This window comes from Kordia sp. SMS9, from assembly GCF_003352465.1.
In the GTDB taxonomy this organism is placed as follows: Bacteria; Bacteroidota; Bacteroidia; order Flavobacteriales; family Flavobacteriaceae; genus Kordia.
In genome coordinates this window covers 798140-814181 of record NZ_CP031153.1, presented here as the reverse complement: position 1 = coordinate 814181, position 16042 = coordinate 798140, and the positions used below count along the sequence as shown (strand labels likewise).

Below are 16042 nucleotides of genomic sequence, written 5' to 3'. Positions count from 1 at the left end.
GAAATACAAAGTATACATTCGTATGATTAAAACGAAATAAACACTCAAATTTTTAATGTATGAGTTCAAATCGAGTCTATATTTTTGATACAACTTTACGCGATGGAGAGCAAGTTCCAGGGTGCAAACTCAACACGGAAGAAAAGCTGATGATTGCTGCTAAATTAGACATTTTAGGAGTAGATGTAATTGAAGCAGGTTTCCCTGTATCAAGTCCAGGCGATTTCCAATCGGTAGAAGCAATTTCGAAACTAGTAAAAAATGCTACAGTTTGCGGATTAACCCGTGCTGTAGAAAATGATATAAAAGTTGCGGCAGAAGCACTAACATATGCAAAACGTCCAAGAATCCACACAGGAATTGGAACGTCTGAATCGCACATGAAATACAAATTCAAAGCTACGCCAGAACAAATTATTGAACGCGCGGTAGCTGCCGTAAAATATGCAAAATCTTTTGTGGAAGATGTAGAATTTTATGCAGAAGATGCAGGACGAAGCGACAATGAATTTTTGGCGCGCGTGTGCGAAGCGGTTATCAAAGCAGGAGCCACAGTTTTAAACATTCCAGATACAACTGGCTACTGTTTGCCAGAAGAATACGGGCAGAAAATAAAATACTTAAAAGAAAACGTTACCGGAATTCACAAAGCTATACTTTCTTGCCATTGTCATAACGATTTGGGATTGGCAACCGCAAACTCTATTGCAGGTGTAATGAATGGTGCGCGACAAATAGAATGTACCATCAATGGAATTGGCGAACGTGCAGGAAATACGTCGTTAGAAGAAGTAACGATGATCTTAAAACAACATCCGTATTTAGACTTAAACACCAACATCAACTCGAAAATGTTGACCGAAATGAGTCAATTAGTTTCTGAAACTATGGGCATGCCTGTGCAACCGAACAAAGCCATTGTAGGAACGAACGCGTTTGCGCACAGCTCAGGAATTCATCAAGATGGTGTTATTAAAAACAGAGAAACTTACGAAATCATGGATCCAAAAGATGTAGGCGCAGAAACGTCGTCGATTGTCTTAACGGCAAGAAGCGGACGTGCAGCATTGGCGTACAGAGCCAAAAATGTTGGGTACAATCTTACCAAACGCGAATTGGATTCTGTGTACTGTGATTTTTTAAATTTTGCAGACAAGCACAAAGAAGTAACCGATACCGATATTCATCATATTGTAAAAATGAGCACAACTGCGAAGCGCATGTACGCTTAAAAGCAGAAAATTGAAAGCAAATGAAAAAGACCTTATTTGATAAAGTGTGGGATACGCATGTGGTAGACAGCATTCCAAACGGACCACAAATATTATATATAGACAAACATTTAATTCATGAAGTAACGAGTCCGCAAGCGTTCAATGAATTAAAAAGAAGAAACATTCCTGTATTTAGACCACAACAAATTGTGGCTACTGCCGATCATAACACACCAACGGTAGATCAGCATTTGCCTGTAAAAGACGAATTGTCGCGAAACCAACTACAACAACTCCAACAAAACTGCGACGAACACAATATTGAACTCTATGCATTAGGACATCAATATAACGGAATTGTACACGTAATGGCGCCAGAATTGGGCATCACGCAACCAGGTATGACACTAGTTTGTGGAGACAGTCATACCTCAACACATGGTGCTTTTGGTGCTATTGCGTTTGGTATCGGAACGAGTCAAGTAGCACAAGTCTTTGCAAGTCAATCGTTATTACTAACGAAACCAAAAAAGATGCGCATTACCGTGAACGGAAAGTTGCAAAAAAACGTATTGCCAAAAGATGTCATCTTGTATATCATTTCGCAATTAGGAACCGATAGCGGAACGGAGCATTTTATAGAATTTGCTGGTGAAGTCTTTGAAAATATGTCTATGGAAGGACGTATGACGGTTTGCAACATGAGTATTGAAATGGGCGCACGTGGCGGAATGATTGCGCCAGACGAAACCACTTTTGAATATATAAAAGGAAAGAAATTTGCACCGCAAGGAGAAGCTTTTGATCAAAAAGTTGCCTATTGGAAAACGTTGAAGTCGGACGCTTCCGCAGAATTTGACAAAGAGTACTTTTTTGATGCATCAGACATTTCACCAATGATCACTTTTGGAACAAATCCAGGCATGGGAATTTCACTAAACGAACACATTCCATCGAAAAATGATGCCAATCTTGAAAAATCATTGCAATACATGAACTTTAAAAAAGGTGCGTCACTGATTGGACAACAAGTAAACTATGTCTTTATAGGAAGCTGTACCAATTCGCGCATTGAAGACTTTAGAGTTGCCGCGAATTACGTAAAAGGAAAACAAAAAGCACCAAATATCAATGCTTGGTTAGTGCCAGGTTCGCAATTGGTGGTACAACAAATACAAGAAGAAGGTTTGGATAAAATCTTTGAAGCAGCAGGTTTCCAACTGCGTCAACCAGGTTGTTCGGCGTGTTTGGCAATGAACGATGATAAAATTCCTGATGGCGAATACTGCGTTTCTACCTCCAATAGAAACTTTGAAGGTCGCCAAGGACAAGGTTCACGTACTTTATTGGCAAGTCCATTAGTAGCAGCAGCAACGGCCATTGCAGGAAAAATAGTAGATGTAAACGTTCCAATCTTAGAAGAAGTTTAATTATGAGTACATTCAACACGTTCAGTTCAACAGCCTATCCGTTACCAGAAGAAAATGTAGATACGGATCAAATCATCCCTGCACGTTTTTTAAAAGCAACAAGCAGAGCAGGATTTGGCGAAAATTTATTTAGAGATTGGCGCTATCACAAAGATGGAAGCATCAACGCTGATTTCGTTTTAAACAAAGAAAAATATACAGGTTCTATCTTAGTTGCAGGACATAATTTTGGTTGCGGATCGAGTAGAGAACATGCCGCTTGGGCACTGAAAGATTTTGGTTTCAACGTGATCGTTTCTAGTTTCTTTGCAGATATTTTTAAAGGAAATGCTTTGAACAATCATGTATTGCCGATTCCTGTGACACCTGAGTTTCTAGCGAAGCTTTTACAAGCGATTCAAGAAAATCCAAACACCGAAATTGAAGTGAATTTAGAAGCACAAACCATTGCTTTTGAAGATGAAAAGGCTTCGTTTGACATCAATCCATATAAAAAAATGTGCTTGCAAAAAGGATACGACGACATTGACTTTTTAGTCAGTAACTTATCTAAAATAGAAGCATTTGAACAAAAACATATATACTAAAAATTAGTTATGAACTTACACATTGCAGTCCTTTCCGGCGATGGCATTGGTCCAGAAGTTACGGAACAATCCATAAAAATATTAACTGCGATTGCAGAAAAATACAAACACAAATTCACCTTTGAAAACGCCTTGGTTGGCGCGATCGCAATTGATGAAACAGGAAATCCTTTACCACAAAAAACGCTTGATCTATGTTTAGACGCAGATGCCGTTTTATTTGGTGCGATTGGCGATCCGAAATACGATAACAATCCAGATGCTAAAGTACGTCCCGAACAAGGATTGTTGGCGCTGCGCAAATCCTTAGGTTTGTTTGCCAACATTCGTCCTGTAAAAGCGTATGATACGTTGTTGGACAAATCGCCACTCAAAAAACACATCATTCAAAACACAGATATCGCTATTTATCGCGAATTGACGGGCGGAATTTATTTTGGGGAGAAAACGCTGAGCGAAGATGGCACAAGTGCTTCCGATTTGTGTGCGTACAGCAAGGAAGAAATTGAGCGCGTGGCACATTTAGCATTCAAAGCGGCACAAACCCGAAATAACAAATTAACGTTGGTAGACAAAGCCAATGTGTTGGAAACTTCACGTTTGTGGAGAAGAGTTGTGACAGCGATGGCTTCGCAATATCCAGAGGTGGCATTAGATTTCTTATTTGTGGACAATGCAGCCATGCAAATGGTGTTAAAGCCAAGTCAATTTGATGTGATTTTGACTGAAAATATGTTTGGCGACATTATTTCGGACGAAGCCAGCGTTATTGGTGGTTCTATTGGATTGTTGGCTTCTGCTTCGGTTGGGGAAAAATTTGCGTTGTTTGAGCCAATTCATGGTTCGTATCCACAAGCGACAGGAAAAGGCATTGCCAATCCGATTGCTTCTATCCTTTCGGCAGCGATGTTGCTAGATCATTTTGGATTAGCAGAAGAAGCAGAAACCGTTCGCGAAGCAGTGGAACGCGCTATTGATCTTCAAATTTGCACACCAGATTTAAACGCAAATGGAGGATATTCTACTCAAAACGTAGGAACATTTATTGAAGAATTTATTGAAAATGTAGATGCCTTGCATATCAATTCGGGCAATATCCGAGTTGGACAATCTACTATTATTTAGTGTTTTTAGAGTACTACATTCCCTTTCTTCATGCTGGAAAGGGAATGTTTATGCATTCTTGTTCATCTCATAAAAATACAATACCTTTTTGCTACTTATTTTTAAGACGTAAATTTATTGATACAAGATACACTTTCCGCAAAGATTATAGCTAATAAAAAAGTTGGCGGGTTAACCATTGTTGCTATTTGTGGAGCTGCGGATTTGGGAAAATCATATCTATCAAAAAAGATTATTGAATCGTTAGCTACCCAAAATTTAAAGGCAAACCATTTAACTTTAGATTCATACCTAATAGATAGAAAAACTAGAAATGCAAAAGGTATAAGTGGTTATCATATTCAAGCTTATGATTTAAATGAAGCGTTACACAACTTAACAGCCTTAAAAAATGGACAGTCTATTGATTTTAAACCGTATCTACATAAAGAAGGTAAAAAGGGACATGATTCTATAAAATTGAATCCAGCCGAAATATTGATTTTTGACGGATTACATTCTATGCATTCATCTTTCTTACCACATATAGATATTAGTATATTTCTATATACAAAAGAAGACACTTTAAAACAAATACGAACAGCTGCTGATTTGGTAAAACGAAATTATACGATTGCGTTTTCTAAAAAAATATCTGAAAGTGAGTTTAGCTCATATAAAATCAATATTGAACCTTATAAGAACAAAGCAGATCATCTCTTGTTTTTAGAATCAAAATGGAATTATGATTTAATAAATAATTACTAACAAAAAACTACATATCACTCGCAAAACTTACAATCTGAAAGCAAGACCTTAGTTTATCAACAAAAGTATTAGAATTGTTAATTTAATATTGACTTTGATATCGTTTCAATCGAATGATTTTAATATTTTTATCACTTATTTAATGACGACATGGAAACAGTCCAAAAAAATTATATTTTTGACTTTGATAGTACACTAACCAGTGTAGAAGCGTTGGATGTATTGGCTGAAATTACCTTGGCTAATAATCCTAAAAAAGACGCGATTATTGACGAAATTCAAGAGATTACCAATTTGGGAATTGATGGTGAAATTTCGTTTACAGAATCGTTAGAACGACGCATCAAATTGTTGAACGCACACAAATCGAACTTAGACGAATTGATTGCAAGATTACGACTGCAATTGTCATCTTCCATCGAAAGTAATAAAGAGTTTTTTGAAAAATTTTCAGAAGCTATTTATGTGGTTTCCTGCGGATTTAAAGAATTTATTGATCCGATTGTGAAAGACTACAATATTCCTGCCGATCGTGTGTATGCCAATACGTTTGTGTTTGATGTGGAAGGCTATATTACAGGATTTGATGCAGATAATGTACTTTCACAACACAACGGGAAAATTCAGTGCTTGCGAAACATGGATTTAAACGGAGAAATCCAAGTCATTGGCGATGGTTACAGCGATTACGTAACGCGTGAAGCTGGTGTTGCCGATAAATTCTTTGCGTTTACTGAAAACGTAGCTCGTGAAAAAGCGGTGGACAATGCCGATCATATTACTCCAAATTTAGATGAATTTTTATTTGTAAATAAATTGCCTAGAAACTTATCCTATCCGAAAAATAGAATTAAAATATTATTGCTAGAAAACATTCACTCCGACGCGTTTGACCGTTTGGCTGATGATGGTTTTAGCGTTGAAATTCTATCGCACAGTCTTTCAGAAGAAGACCTAATCGAAAAAGTAAAAGACATTCATGTGTTGGGAATTCGTTCCAAAACACAAGTCACACCCAAAGTCATTGCCGCTGCAAAAAAATTACTGGCAATTGGCGCGTTCTGTATCGGAACCAAGCAAATTGACTTAGAAACCTGCAAAGAACACGGAATTGTCGTGTTTAATGCGCCGTACAGCAACACGCGTTCGGTGGTTGAATTGGCAATTGGCGAAATTATCATGTTGATGCGAAGTGTGTTTCCAAGAAGTACCGAATTGCATAATGGACAATGGCAAAAAACGGCAAAAGGATCACGAGAAGTTCGTGGAAAAAACTTGGGAATTGTTGGGTATGGAAATATTGGAAAGCAATTATCTGTATTAGCCGAAGCGATGGGAATGAAGGTTTTTTATCATGATATTGAAGATCGTCTCGCGCTTGGAAATGCGCAAAAGTGTCGTTCTTTAGAAGAATTATTAGCCATTTCTGATGTGGTTTCACTTCATGTAGATGACAATGCTGCGAATAAAAACTTTTTTGGTGCGGAACAATTTGCACAAATGAAAGATGGCGCGTTATTGATCAACTTGGCAAGAGGTTTTGTTGTAGATATTGATGCCTTAAAAGAAGCTTTGGAAAGTAAAAAAATTGCAGGTGCCGCTGTGGATGTATATCCTGTAGAACCAAGAGCGAACGGAGCGTTTGATACGGCATTGAAAGGATTAGAAAATGTAATTTTAACACCACATGTTGGTGGAAGTACCGAAGAAGCACAACGCGATATTGCGGATTTTGTTCCAAATAAAATTATGGCATATGTCAACTCTGGAAATACGGTAGATGCTGTCAATTTCCCAAATATTCGCTTGCCGCGACAAACCAATGCACATCGTTTCTTGCACATTCACAAAAACGTGCCTGGTGTGATGGCAAAAGTCAACGAAGTGTTGGCAACGTATGAATTAAACGTAACAGGACAATATTTATCAACTGATAGTAAAGTAGGGTATGTAATTGTGGATGTAGACAAAGAATACAACAAAAAAGTGACTTCTGCGTTGAAAAACATAACACATACGATTAAGTTTCGAGTACTATACTAGCATTTGGATTTAGGATTGCTTTGCTTTTAGCATCTAGCTGTTTTTAGATGCTGTTTTTTGAGTTGAGACAAGTTGAGTTCTGTGAATTCTTTCTATCAAAAATGTCATTTATGCATAGTGATATGTATCAAGTGGCGTATCTTTGTATGAAATTATCATTTCTCACTTTAATTAATTGTATGTCATAACAAAAGTTTTGAAAAAATTTGCAGCAATTGGTTGTTTTAACATACAACTAGCTCCGTTATTTCACTTCTCATTATGACGTCTAAAAAGAAATCCTTTTGAAACCTAAAAAAGAAGCAGTTTATTATTCTCCGTTAGAAGAAAAACTTAATATCATTTCGCATGCTATTGGTGTTTTGTTAGGTATTGTTGCGTTGATCTTTTTAGTGATTCACGGCGTTCAAAATGGTACAGCAGTTCATGTTGTGAGTTTTACTATTTACGGCGCAAGTATTATTATCTTGTATCTTGCTTCTACGCTGTATCACAAAGCAACTAGTCCCATACTTCGAAATCGTCTCCGCATCTTTGATCATGCAGCCATTTACGTATTAATTGCAGGAACATACACGCCGTATGCACTTGTTACTTTGGAAGGAACAATTGGCTGGACTATTTTTGGACTCGCTTGGGGATTTGCCATTGTCGGAATTACCATGAAACTGTTCTTTACAGGAAAATTTGATAAGCTTTCCACCTTAATGTATGTGTTTATGGGTTGGATTATCATTTTTGCCATCAATCCTTTGATTGCGAATCTTTCGAGTGAAGGTTTATTTTGGTTGTTTGCAGGTGGCATTTTTTATACTGTTGGCGCTATTTTATATAGCATCCGACAGCTTCCTTTTAATCATGCCATTTTTCATGTCTTTGTGTTGGCGGGAAGTGCTTGCCATTTTGTTTCGGTGTATGCGTATGTGTTATAGAAAAAATAACTTCATCGTATCTTTTTTCACCTCATTTTATTGTATATTCCATTCCTAATTCATAAATATACATGAAAAAATTTACCTTCGCTTTTTTATTTTTTTGCTTCTCCTTTACCGTGTTTTCTCAAAAACCAATTGCAGTAAAATCTATTGATCGTGCTATTGAAGAAACCAACAAGGGAAATACCGTTTCGCTCTCTTTATTAGATGATACTTCTGAGAAATTCCCCAAAGCTTTTTTTAAGATTCCCAAAGATAAATTGGTAGGTTTGGTGATAGATAATTGTAATTATACTGCGATTCCTAAGAAGGTTTCCAAGTATCAAAAAATCACATACTTTCGGTATTCTTGGTTTCGCTCAACAGATGCGCCCATAACAAGCTTGCCTACCTTTTTATTTAAGCTTGAAAATCTTGAATTTCTCATTTTCGAATCTAAACTTATTGGCGATATTTCTACGCAGATAAAAAAATTACAAAACTTAAAAGAATTGTCTTTATACGGTACAAAACTAGAAACGTTTCCGATGGCAGTTTTGACGTTGGAAAATTTAAAAAGACTCAAGTTAGCTTGTAACCTCTTTGAAGAGATTCCTAGTGAGATTTCCAAATTAAAAAATTTAGAACTTTTATCGTTTGACGGTGGTGGTTGTGGTGCGACTCCAATTACTAAAATTCCAACTTCCATAGGCGAATTGTCCAACCTGAGATCAATTAGTTTTGGGTATGCAGAAAAAGGAATTGGATACCTTCCTTCGTCGTTCTTTAAGCTTAAAAAGCTAGAATACTTTGGTTGTTTTGGTTGTGGTTTGAAAGGGTTTCCTGAAGAAATGGGAAATCTCACAAACTTGAAAAGGATTCAAATGATGAATTTAAATGCATTTGACGTATTTCCGAAAAGCTTCTTCACTTTGCCAAACCTTACTTCTTTATTATTTGTGGTTTCTGGAGAAGAAGTCACGGATGCACTCGTAAAACAAAAAGAACTTCTGGACTACGAATTGGAATATAAATTAGATGATTATAGGGTAGAAATAATTAAGTTTTAGTTTTCATTTCTCTTATGAAACCTAACCAAACATACCTCAAAGGAAAATCTGTTTTTATCGTGTCATTGATAGTAGTTGTCGTAACCGCATTAACGGTGTATTTTTCGGGAATTCACTACAACCGTAGCATTACAACTAATTTTTACATGTCCTTAGGAATTATTGCGGCTACATTGTTTCTATTTCTCAGTTACGGATTGTACAAAGGCATTGACCTCAAAGATGATTTTCCAAAGTTAAAAGGTTTCGAATTCAAGAATAGTTTAGGAAAACAGCTTCAAGTAGGCAATATGTCTACTTTTGAAGTTGGAGAAGGTATTGTCCAAATCCTTAATTCTTTGTTAATTTGGTTGTTGGTTTCAGTGTTGTTAATACTACTTTTAATCCTCTTAGAAACCGTTGTATGGTTTTCAATAGTACTGATTTTGGCAATGCTCTACTGGGTGTTTTTTAGAGCAGTACGCTTGGTGTTTTCCAAAGGTATTCTGACGGAACATAACTTTCTATTATCTATCGTATTTGCGTTAAGTTATACCATTTTATATGTAGGTTGGTTATTTGGAATTGTATATTTAGCCACACTTTTTAAATAAAAAAACATGCAACCACGAGTAACGATTATAGGATTAGGCGTAGAAAATTTAGAAACTGCCACTGCTTTTTACCAAGAAAAATTTGGGTGGAAATTGACAAATGCGAGTAACGATAACATTTCGTTTTTTCAGTTAAATGGTGTGTTACTTTCACTCTATCCAAGAGAGAAATTGGCAGAAGATGCAACCGTTAGTCCAGAAGGTTCCGGATTTAAAGGATTTACTTTAGCATACAACACACGCACGAAAGAAGAAGTAGACGAAGTTTTTGCCGATTTAACCAGCAAAGGCGTAAAAATAGTAAAGCAACCCGAAGAAGTTTTTTGGGGTGGATACAGTGGTTATGTTGCCGATTTGGATGAAAATCTTTGGGAAATCGCATACAATCCGTTTTTGGAATTGGACGCTGATGGCAATCCGTTGGAATGATTTTCAGAGTCTCTATCAGATTCACAATACAGTTTTACAACTGCAATAACAAATTCGGATCAGGACAATTTTGTTTGTAAAATTCCAAGTCTTTCTTTGAAGAAACACCAGGATAATCTCCTGAAAAATTTTGCAGGTCTTTTATAATTTGAAAATGTAAATGTGGCGCATAATCTCCATTGACAGCAGCATCGCCCAAAGTTGCAAGTTTCTCGCCTTTTTGAAACGGTTGTCCAATCTGTAAATTTTCAATAGAAGCCACACTCAAATGTCCGTACAATGTGTAAAAAGTAACGTTTTGAATGTGGTGCTTTAAAATAATCGTTGGACCGTAATCACCAAAATTGGTATTGTTTTGAAAACTGTGTACTTCACCTGCTAACGGAGCATAAATAGGTGTTTCTGCTTCAATCCATACATCCAATCCAAGATGAATAGTACGTTCGGTTTCAGGATTTTGATCGTTAAAATAGTCGCTTCTGTTGTAAATACCGCGTTTTTCTAAATAACCTCCAAATGCTATTTTTCCTTTTTTTATTGCAATATGACGATTAATATAAGTTCCTAATGTTTCCGCAGAAGACACATCAACGGTTTTCAATTGATTGTTCGTCACGGATAAATCTAACGGAACATAGTCAGACTTTGCAATGTTTCGATCTAACACACATAAAGATCCGTGTCCTAAATCACCCAAAAAGTGTTCAAATTCCGTAGCTGTCATCGCGAAGTTTTTTGTTTCAAAAATAAAGAAAAAATAATATTCTTGTTTGTTTAACGTTCCTTTTGACTCAGTAAAAATAAATAATCACCATTGCGATTTTCGTATTTTTTGATGACGTTTTGAATCTCTCCAGAAGCAACATCGTTTTCCAGTTGTGCCAATCCTTGTTGCACTTCATCTTGATGCGCCAAATGTGAAAAAGAGGAAATTCCATTTCTAACCGCAGCATCCAAATACATCGTTGGTTTGTGTTTTCCTATGTATAAAAAATGATCTTTTAAATCGGGCTGAACAAAATAGCGTTCCGTAAAAATATCTGTAAAACCAGCTGCATTCATGGCGTTGGTAATTTTTTCTAGCGACGGCATTTGTTGCATGGAAGCTTCCATCATTTTTGGAAAATAATGATGCAGCCAATAGCCTTTCATTTGCAGAGGAGTTGCGGTGAAGAAAACCATATTGGTGTAGTTTTTCATTACGCGAAAAAGTTCAGCAAAGCCTTTTTCCAAATCATTCCAATGGTGCAATGTTAAAGTGCCTACAACTCCTTCCACGCTGCGATCTTCAATAGGAATATCTTCTGCGGTTCCTTTTTTCCATATAATGTTTGGATGATTTTTTTGCGCTTCGGTCAACATCTTTTCAGAAGGATCTACACCGATAAATTTCGTTTCTTTCGTATGCAATTTTGAAGTATAATTCCCTGTGCCGCAGCCAATATCTAAATACCAACCTTTGTGGATTGGATTGAGATGGTACTGCAATCGGTCTAACAAGAAAGGATCTGCTTTTCGGGTAGTATTGTATCCTTTTCCAATAAGATCATATTTGGCTTTCATTGGTGGAGGTTTTTTTGGTTTGATAGCATATTTCAAGTAATTTTTAGGTTGTAATTTCAATTGAAATATGTGGCAATGGTTGATTATGCTGAATAAGATACGTATTTTATGTGAAAAAAGTAAGTGTACGCTCATGGCAGAACATAACGAATTAGGAATTGAAGGTGAAAAATTAGCCGTTTCTCATCTGCAAAAACATCACTACAAAATATTAGAAACCAATTACCGTTTTCAAAAAGCAGAAGTGGATATTATCGCACAAAAAGGGGACACACTTGCAGTGGTGGAAGTAAAAACGAGAACTTCTGCCGATTTTGGAAATCCTGAAGAATTTGTCAGTAAAAAGAAAATAAAGTTATTGGTCAAAGCGGTAGATCAGTATATTAATGAAAACGACTTGGATGTGGAAGTTCGCTTTGATATCATCGCAATTTTATTCCAAAAAAAAGACGTCACAATAAATCACATAGAAGATGCATTTTATCATTTTTAAAAATACATGTTATAATTATAACAAATTGTTTTGAAAATAGTTTTTCGGTTCGTATTTTTGCACTTTATTAAAAATATCGACTAAATGAAGACGATTTCATCCATTGTAGAAGAATATATTAAAACCAAGCCATTTTTATCAAGTGCTTTATCGCAGGGAATTATCAATTTAACTTCTTTGTCACGATTGATCAAACCTGAAATAGAGCATCAATTAGGAAAAGAAGTAAAAAATGGTGCCATTGTAATGGCGTTAAAGCGATTGTCATCGGAATTGGAATTTCGTGTAACGCATCGTGTGTTGAAATTTGTTCGCAATATTGGTGAAATTACTGTGCGTTCTTCCTTGAACGATTATACGTTTAAAGTTTCAGAAACTTTACTGAAGAGTCAAGCAAACTTTATGTCTGAAATAGAAAGTTTAAACACTGTTTTTTACACATCTTCGCGTGGTGTGAACGAATCGAATATTGTCGTAAGTAACGAAGTTGCCGATTTGGTAAAAACCTTCTTTAAGAATGAAATTTTACTCGAAAAACAAGAGAATTTATCATCCATCACGGTAAAACTTCCAAAAGACAATGTAAATGTGCCAGGTATTTATTATTTCATTTTCCAGAGACTTTCTTGGGAAGGTGTTAATATTTACGAAGTTATTTCTACCACAAACGAATTCACCATTTTAGTGAACGATGAACAAGTAGATAAGGCTTTTACCGTAATTAAAAACTTGAAATCACTTTAGTAGATACAATTTAAAATCCTACATGCGCTGATAATTGATAGAAAAACAGGTATTTATACGCTGTTTCGCCTCAATTTTAATTCAGAAATTTGTGATGTAGTATTATATTTTTGTAAATTTAGTCATGTTTTCAATAGTCAGCCATTATTGAAGGCAATTTAAAAAATTATACATTACTACCCTCGTTACCCCTAACGTCTACCTTATACATAGATTCTTTTAAAGAATCGTCATAGAAGATACATTCGTTTCAGAGTACATATCTGTACAAGTGCTTTTGTGCTATGTACACTATTATGATATAAAGTTCACTGCTTTTACAGAAGCAGTACAAAGATATTTACAAGTTTGCGTGGAAGAATTGACAATTTCTGTTTAGTAGGTAGATAAGTCTTAGGGCACTTTCTTGAAGAAAGAAAGATTTATCAGATTTGAAATTAACACTCTTTACGTAATTTTAGTTTTACGAGAAATCCCGCTCCTTTAACAGAGCGGGATTTTAAATATGCATAGGTTGGTATTTAGTGAAATAACCCATTCAAAAAAGTTATTTCGGTTTGCCCATACATAGAGAGAAACTCGTGATGCAATACATAAATTTCTCTTTATATTGTGTATTACTAACTTTTATTATCATACAAGAAAAAATATGTGAATTGAAATCCACATATTTTAAATTCAACCTTCTAACAAAAGGCATTCTAACCAGAAACAGGTTCACAATCAGGCCCTACTTTTGTGATAAAGTTACAAGAAGCGCCTTCATGTGCATTGAAACAATCGCATGTACATCCAGTTTTGGTACAATTTTAGGATGCTCCAAAAATTCCATAACCATCTGTACAACCTCCAGTTGCTGCTGTTCCCATGATTGTCTCAAGGTTTAACTTTGAAATAGATTCTTTTTTTCATAATGTTATAGTTTAATTGGTATTAATTAACATCCTTTATTTGTAGGTTCAGCAGTTTGTGAAGTGCCAGGACAATTATTTCTACACGCTGTAAGTTGTTGTGAAGGTGTTTGCGGATTTTGAGTACAGACGTCAGATCCATTAGCTCTTCCTCCAATAACAAAGCGATCTAGTTTTGAAATTGCTTGCTTATGTAATAATAAGCTTTGCTGTTTTTGTTTTTTCATATAGTTCAGTTTTAATAATGTATCTTTATAAATACGTATCCAAGACCTATTTGTTGAATACACTACAAAACAATGTTTAATTTGATTATCAGTCAATTAAAGCAAATGACAATTCCTTGAATTGTACCTGTAATTCCGTGAATTATGGGAAAACTTAATGTGTAAACCACGTTGTTCAATGGGCTTTTCTAGTATATTTGTTAGAAAACTTTCCCTTTATATGAAAAAAATAATATACACATGCTTTTTTCTAATTAGTATGATTGCATTGGCACAAGAAAAAGATACTCTTTTAGACGAATTCGAAGCAATACGATTGAAAATGAGAGATAAGAGTATTAGTTTAGTTCAAAAAGAAGAACTTTCTAATCAATACTGGACAAAAGCAAAAAAGTCTAATCTAAATATAAATACAGGAAGAGCGTATTATTTAAAAACATTAGTAGCTAAAGATATCAATGAGAAACTCCAATATTTAGACTCTGTTATTTTCTACACCAAGGACGTTAAAGGAGATAATCTCTTTCCAATGCAAGCACATACTCATAAAGGACGTCTGTTTTTTTATCAGAAAGATTATGTAAAATCTTTAAATGCTCAAATTGAAGCAAAACACGCTGCTGAAAGTGAGAATCATATTAAATTTCTGCGTAGTATAAAATATAATATAGGTTTGTTAAAGCGAATTTTAGGACTCTATGAAGAAGCCGAAATATTATTTTTAGAATGTAAAGCATATGAGGAAAATAGAAAAAAAATGCATTTGGAAACATATGTTAATATTTTATTTCAATTATCGTCCGTTTCCTTTGAATTAGGAAAAATAGAAGAATCAAAAAAGGTAAATTCTCAAGCAATTAAGTTGACCAAAAACAGTGACTTAAATGTATATTATTACTACTCTTTTGTGTCTAATGAAGGAATGAATTTGAATGCGGAAGGTAAGTATAAAGCTTCTATAGATAGCTTGGAAAAAGCATATCCAAATTTGAATGAAGCAGATAAAAATATAGCAAACTTCTATTTAGGAAAAAGCTATTATGAATTAGGAAATAAAAAAAAAGGGCTTGATTTTTTTAAAAAAATAGACACTGTTTTTACAGCTACGAATGATTTGTTTCCATCAATATCACCAGCGTATGTGTACTTAATAAATGATAGTAAAGAGAAAAATAATAAAGGGTCACAATTGTACTACACAAATCAATTGCTAAAAGTTGATACTATTATTAATAAGAATTACAGATCCTTATCAAAAACCATAACCAAAGAATATGATGTGCCTAGATTGATGTCTGAGCGAGATGATATTATAGATGAATTAGAAGAAAAAAATAAAGAAGTCTCTGAAGAAAAAAAATGGATTCTTAGAATCAGTATTGCTATTTGCTTTTTAGCTATTGGACTGATTTTATATTATTACCGTCTAAAGCGTGTATACGAGAAAAGATATCAGTCCATTATAGAAACGTTAAAAGAACCCGTAATAGAAGAAATTAGAGTTGAAGATGCGAACTTGCAGCCAACACCAAGCTTGGATATAGATAAAGGAATTATAAAAGAAACTTTGCAAACATTAGAAAAATTTGAAAAAGGTGATGCATATCTCACCAATCAAATTTCACTTAAAGATGTAGCTAAAATAGCAAATACAAACTCTAAGTATTTGTCCAAAATTATTAATACCTATAAAAGAAAAAACTTTACAACCTATATTAATGATTTACGAATTGAATATTTTGTTGGAAATATTCAAACCGACACAAAATATCAGAAATATACAATTAGAGCAATTGCCGAAGAAATTGGGTTCTCTAATCCAGAAGGATTTTCCAGAGCTTTTCAAAAAAAGACAGGATTAAAACCTTCGTATTTCATCAAAAAAGTAAGGGAAAACAATGCAAAAAAACAATAATTCACGGAATTGTAGTTTTCAAGCAACTGATTTTGAG

Annotated in this window: 16 protein-coding genes; 13 read left to right on the top strand and 3 right to left on the bottom strand. The window is 34.9% G+C overall.

The window, feature by feature from the left end:
* Positions 1-59 precede the first annotated feature (59 nt).
* The 10 genes from KORDIASMS9_RS03715 to KORDIASMS9_RS03670 all read left to right on the top strand — a co-directional run bounded on the left by KORDIASMS9_RS03715 (position 60) and on the right by KORDIASMS9_RS03670 (position 10152).
* Positions 60-1232, top strand: a complete 1173-nt coding sequence (locus tag KORDIASMS9_RS03715; RefSeq protein WP_114901547.1) for a 2-isopropylmalate synthase — start codon at positions 60-62, stop codon at positions 1230-1232.
* A 20-nt stretch (positions 1233-1252) separates the two neighbouring features.
* Complete coding sequence (gene leuC / locus KORDIASMS9_RS03710) at positions 1253-2644, top strand: 3-isopropylmalate dehydratase large subunit (protein ID WP_114901546.1); 1392 nt, start codon at positions 1253-1255, stop codon at positions 2642-2644.
* Between the two features lie 2 nt (positions 2645-2646).
* Positions 2647-3231, top strand: coding sequence for a 3-isopropylmalate dehydratase small subunit (gene leuD / locus KORDIASMS9_RS03705; protein ID WP_114901545.1), 585 nt, complete (start codon positions 2647-2649; stop codon positions 3229-3231).
* Positions 3232-3240: 9 nt separating this feature from the next.
* The gene (gene leuB / locus KORDIASMS9_RS03700; protein ID WP_114901544.1) at positions 3241-4356 is read left to right on the top strand and encodes a 3-isopropylmalate dehydrogenase; all 1116 of its coding nucleotides are present in this window, start codon (positions 3241-3243) and stop codon (positions 4354-4356) included.
* A gap of 117 nt (positions 4357-4473) precedes the next feature.
* Complete coding sequence (locus KORDIASMS9_RS03695) at positions 4474-5103, top strand: uridine kinase (RefSeq protein ID WP_114901543.1); 630 nt, start codon at positions 4474-4476, stop codon at positions 5101-5103.
* 150 nt (positions 5104-5253) lie between these two features.
* On the top strand, positions 5254-7146 hold the full coding sequence (gene serA, locus KORDIASMS9_RS03690; RefSeq protein ID WP_114901542.1) for a phosphoglycerate dehydrogenase: 1893 nt from the start codon (positions 5254-5256) through the stop codon (positions 7144-7146).
* A gap of 284 nt (positions 7147-7430) precedes the next feature.
* On the top strand, positions 7431-8078 hold the full coding sequence (locus KORDIASMS9_RS03685; RefSeq protein ID WP_114901541.1) for a hemolysin III family protein: 648 nt from the start codon (positions 7431-7433) through the stop codon (positions 8076-8078).
* A 71-nt stretch (positions 8079-8149) separates the two neighbouring features.
* The gene (locus tag KORDIASMS9_RS03680; RefSeq protein WP_114901540.1) at positions 8150-9130 is read left to right on the top strand and encodes a leucine-rich repeat domain-containing protein; all 981 of its coding nucleotides are present in this window, start codon (positions 8150-8152) and stop codon (positions 9128-9130) included.
* 14 nt (positions 9131-9144) lie between these two features.
* The gene (locus tag KORDIASMS9_RS03675; protein WP_114901539.1) at positions 9145-9723 is read left to right on the top strand and encodes a hypothetical protein; all 579 of its coding nucleotides are present in this window, start codon (positions 9145-9147) and stop codon (positions 9721-9723) included.
* Positions 9724-9729: 6 nt separating this feature from the next.
* Positions 9730-10152: a VOC family protein gene (locus tag KORDIASMS9_RS03670; protein ID WP_114901538.1), complete on the top strand. Its 423-nt coding sequence runs from the start codon at positions 9730-9732 to the stop codon at positions 10150-10152.
* A gap of 34 nt (positions 10153-10186) precedes the next feature.
* Here KORDIASMS9_RS03670 and KORDIASMS9_RS03665 read toward each other — a convergent pair whose 3' ends face one another.
* Positions 10187-10876 carry a peptidoglycan DD-metalloendopeptidase family protein gene (locus tag KORDIASMS9_RS03665; protein ID WP_114901537.1) on the bottom strand — a complete coding sequence of 230 codons (690 nt, stop codon included), beginning with the start codon at positions 10874-10876 and terminating at the stop codon, positions 10187-10189.
* A gap of 50 nt (positions 10877-10926) precedes the next feature.
* Positions 10927-11850, bottom strand: coding sequence for a class I SAM-dependent methyltransferase (locus KORDIASMS9_RS03660; protein WP_114901536.1), 924 nt, complete (start codon positions 11848-11850; stop codon positions 10927-10929).
* Between KORDIASMS9_RS03660 and KORDIASMS9_RS03655 the strand changes: the two genes are divergently transcribed.
* Complete coding sequence (locus KORDIASMS9_RS03655) at positions 11849-12208, top strand: YraN family protein (RefSeq protein WP_114901535.1); 360 nt, start codon at positions 11849-11851, stop codon at positions 12206-12208. The two genes, KORDIASMS9_RS03660 and KORDIASMS9_RS03655, sit on opposite strands and share 2 nt — an antisense overlap.
* An 84-nt stretch (positions 12209-12292) precedes the next feature.
* Positions 12293-12952, top strand: a complete 660-nt coding sequence (locus KORDIASMS9_RS03650) for an aspartate kinase (protein ID WP_114901534.1) — start codon at positions 12293-12295, stop codon at positions 12950-12952.
* A gap of 937 nt (positions 12953-13889) precedes the next feature.
* Here KORDIASMS9_RS03650 and KORDIASMS9_RS03645 read toward each other — a convergent pair.
* Positions 13890-14090 carry a hypothetical protein gene (locus KORDIASMS9_RS03645; protein ID WP_114901533.1) on the bottom strand — a complete coding sequence of 67 codons (201 nt, stop codon included), beginning with the start codon at positions 14088-14090 and terminating at the stop codon, positions 13890-13892.
* 220 nt (positions 14091-14310) lie between these two features.
* Here KORDIASMS9_RS03645 and KORDIASMS9_RS03640 point away from each other — a divergent pair, with 220 nt between their 5' ends.
* A complete protein-coding gene (locus tag KORDIASMS9_RS03640) occupies positions 14311-16005 on the top strand; it encodes a helix-turn-helix domain-containing protein (RefSeq protein ID WP_162819748.1) in 1695 nt (564 codons plus the stop codon).
* Positions 16006-16042: the final 37 nt, after the last annotated feature.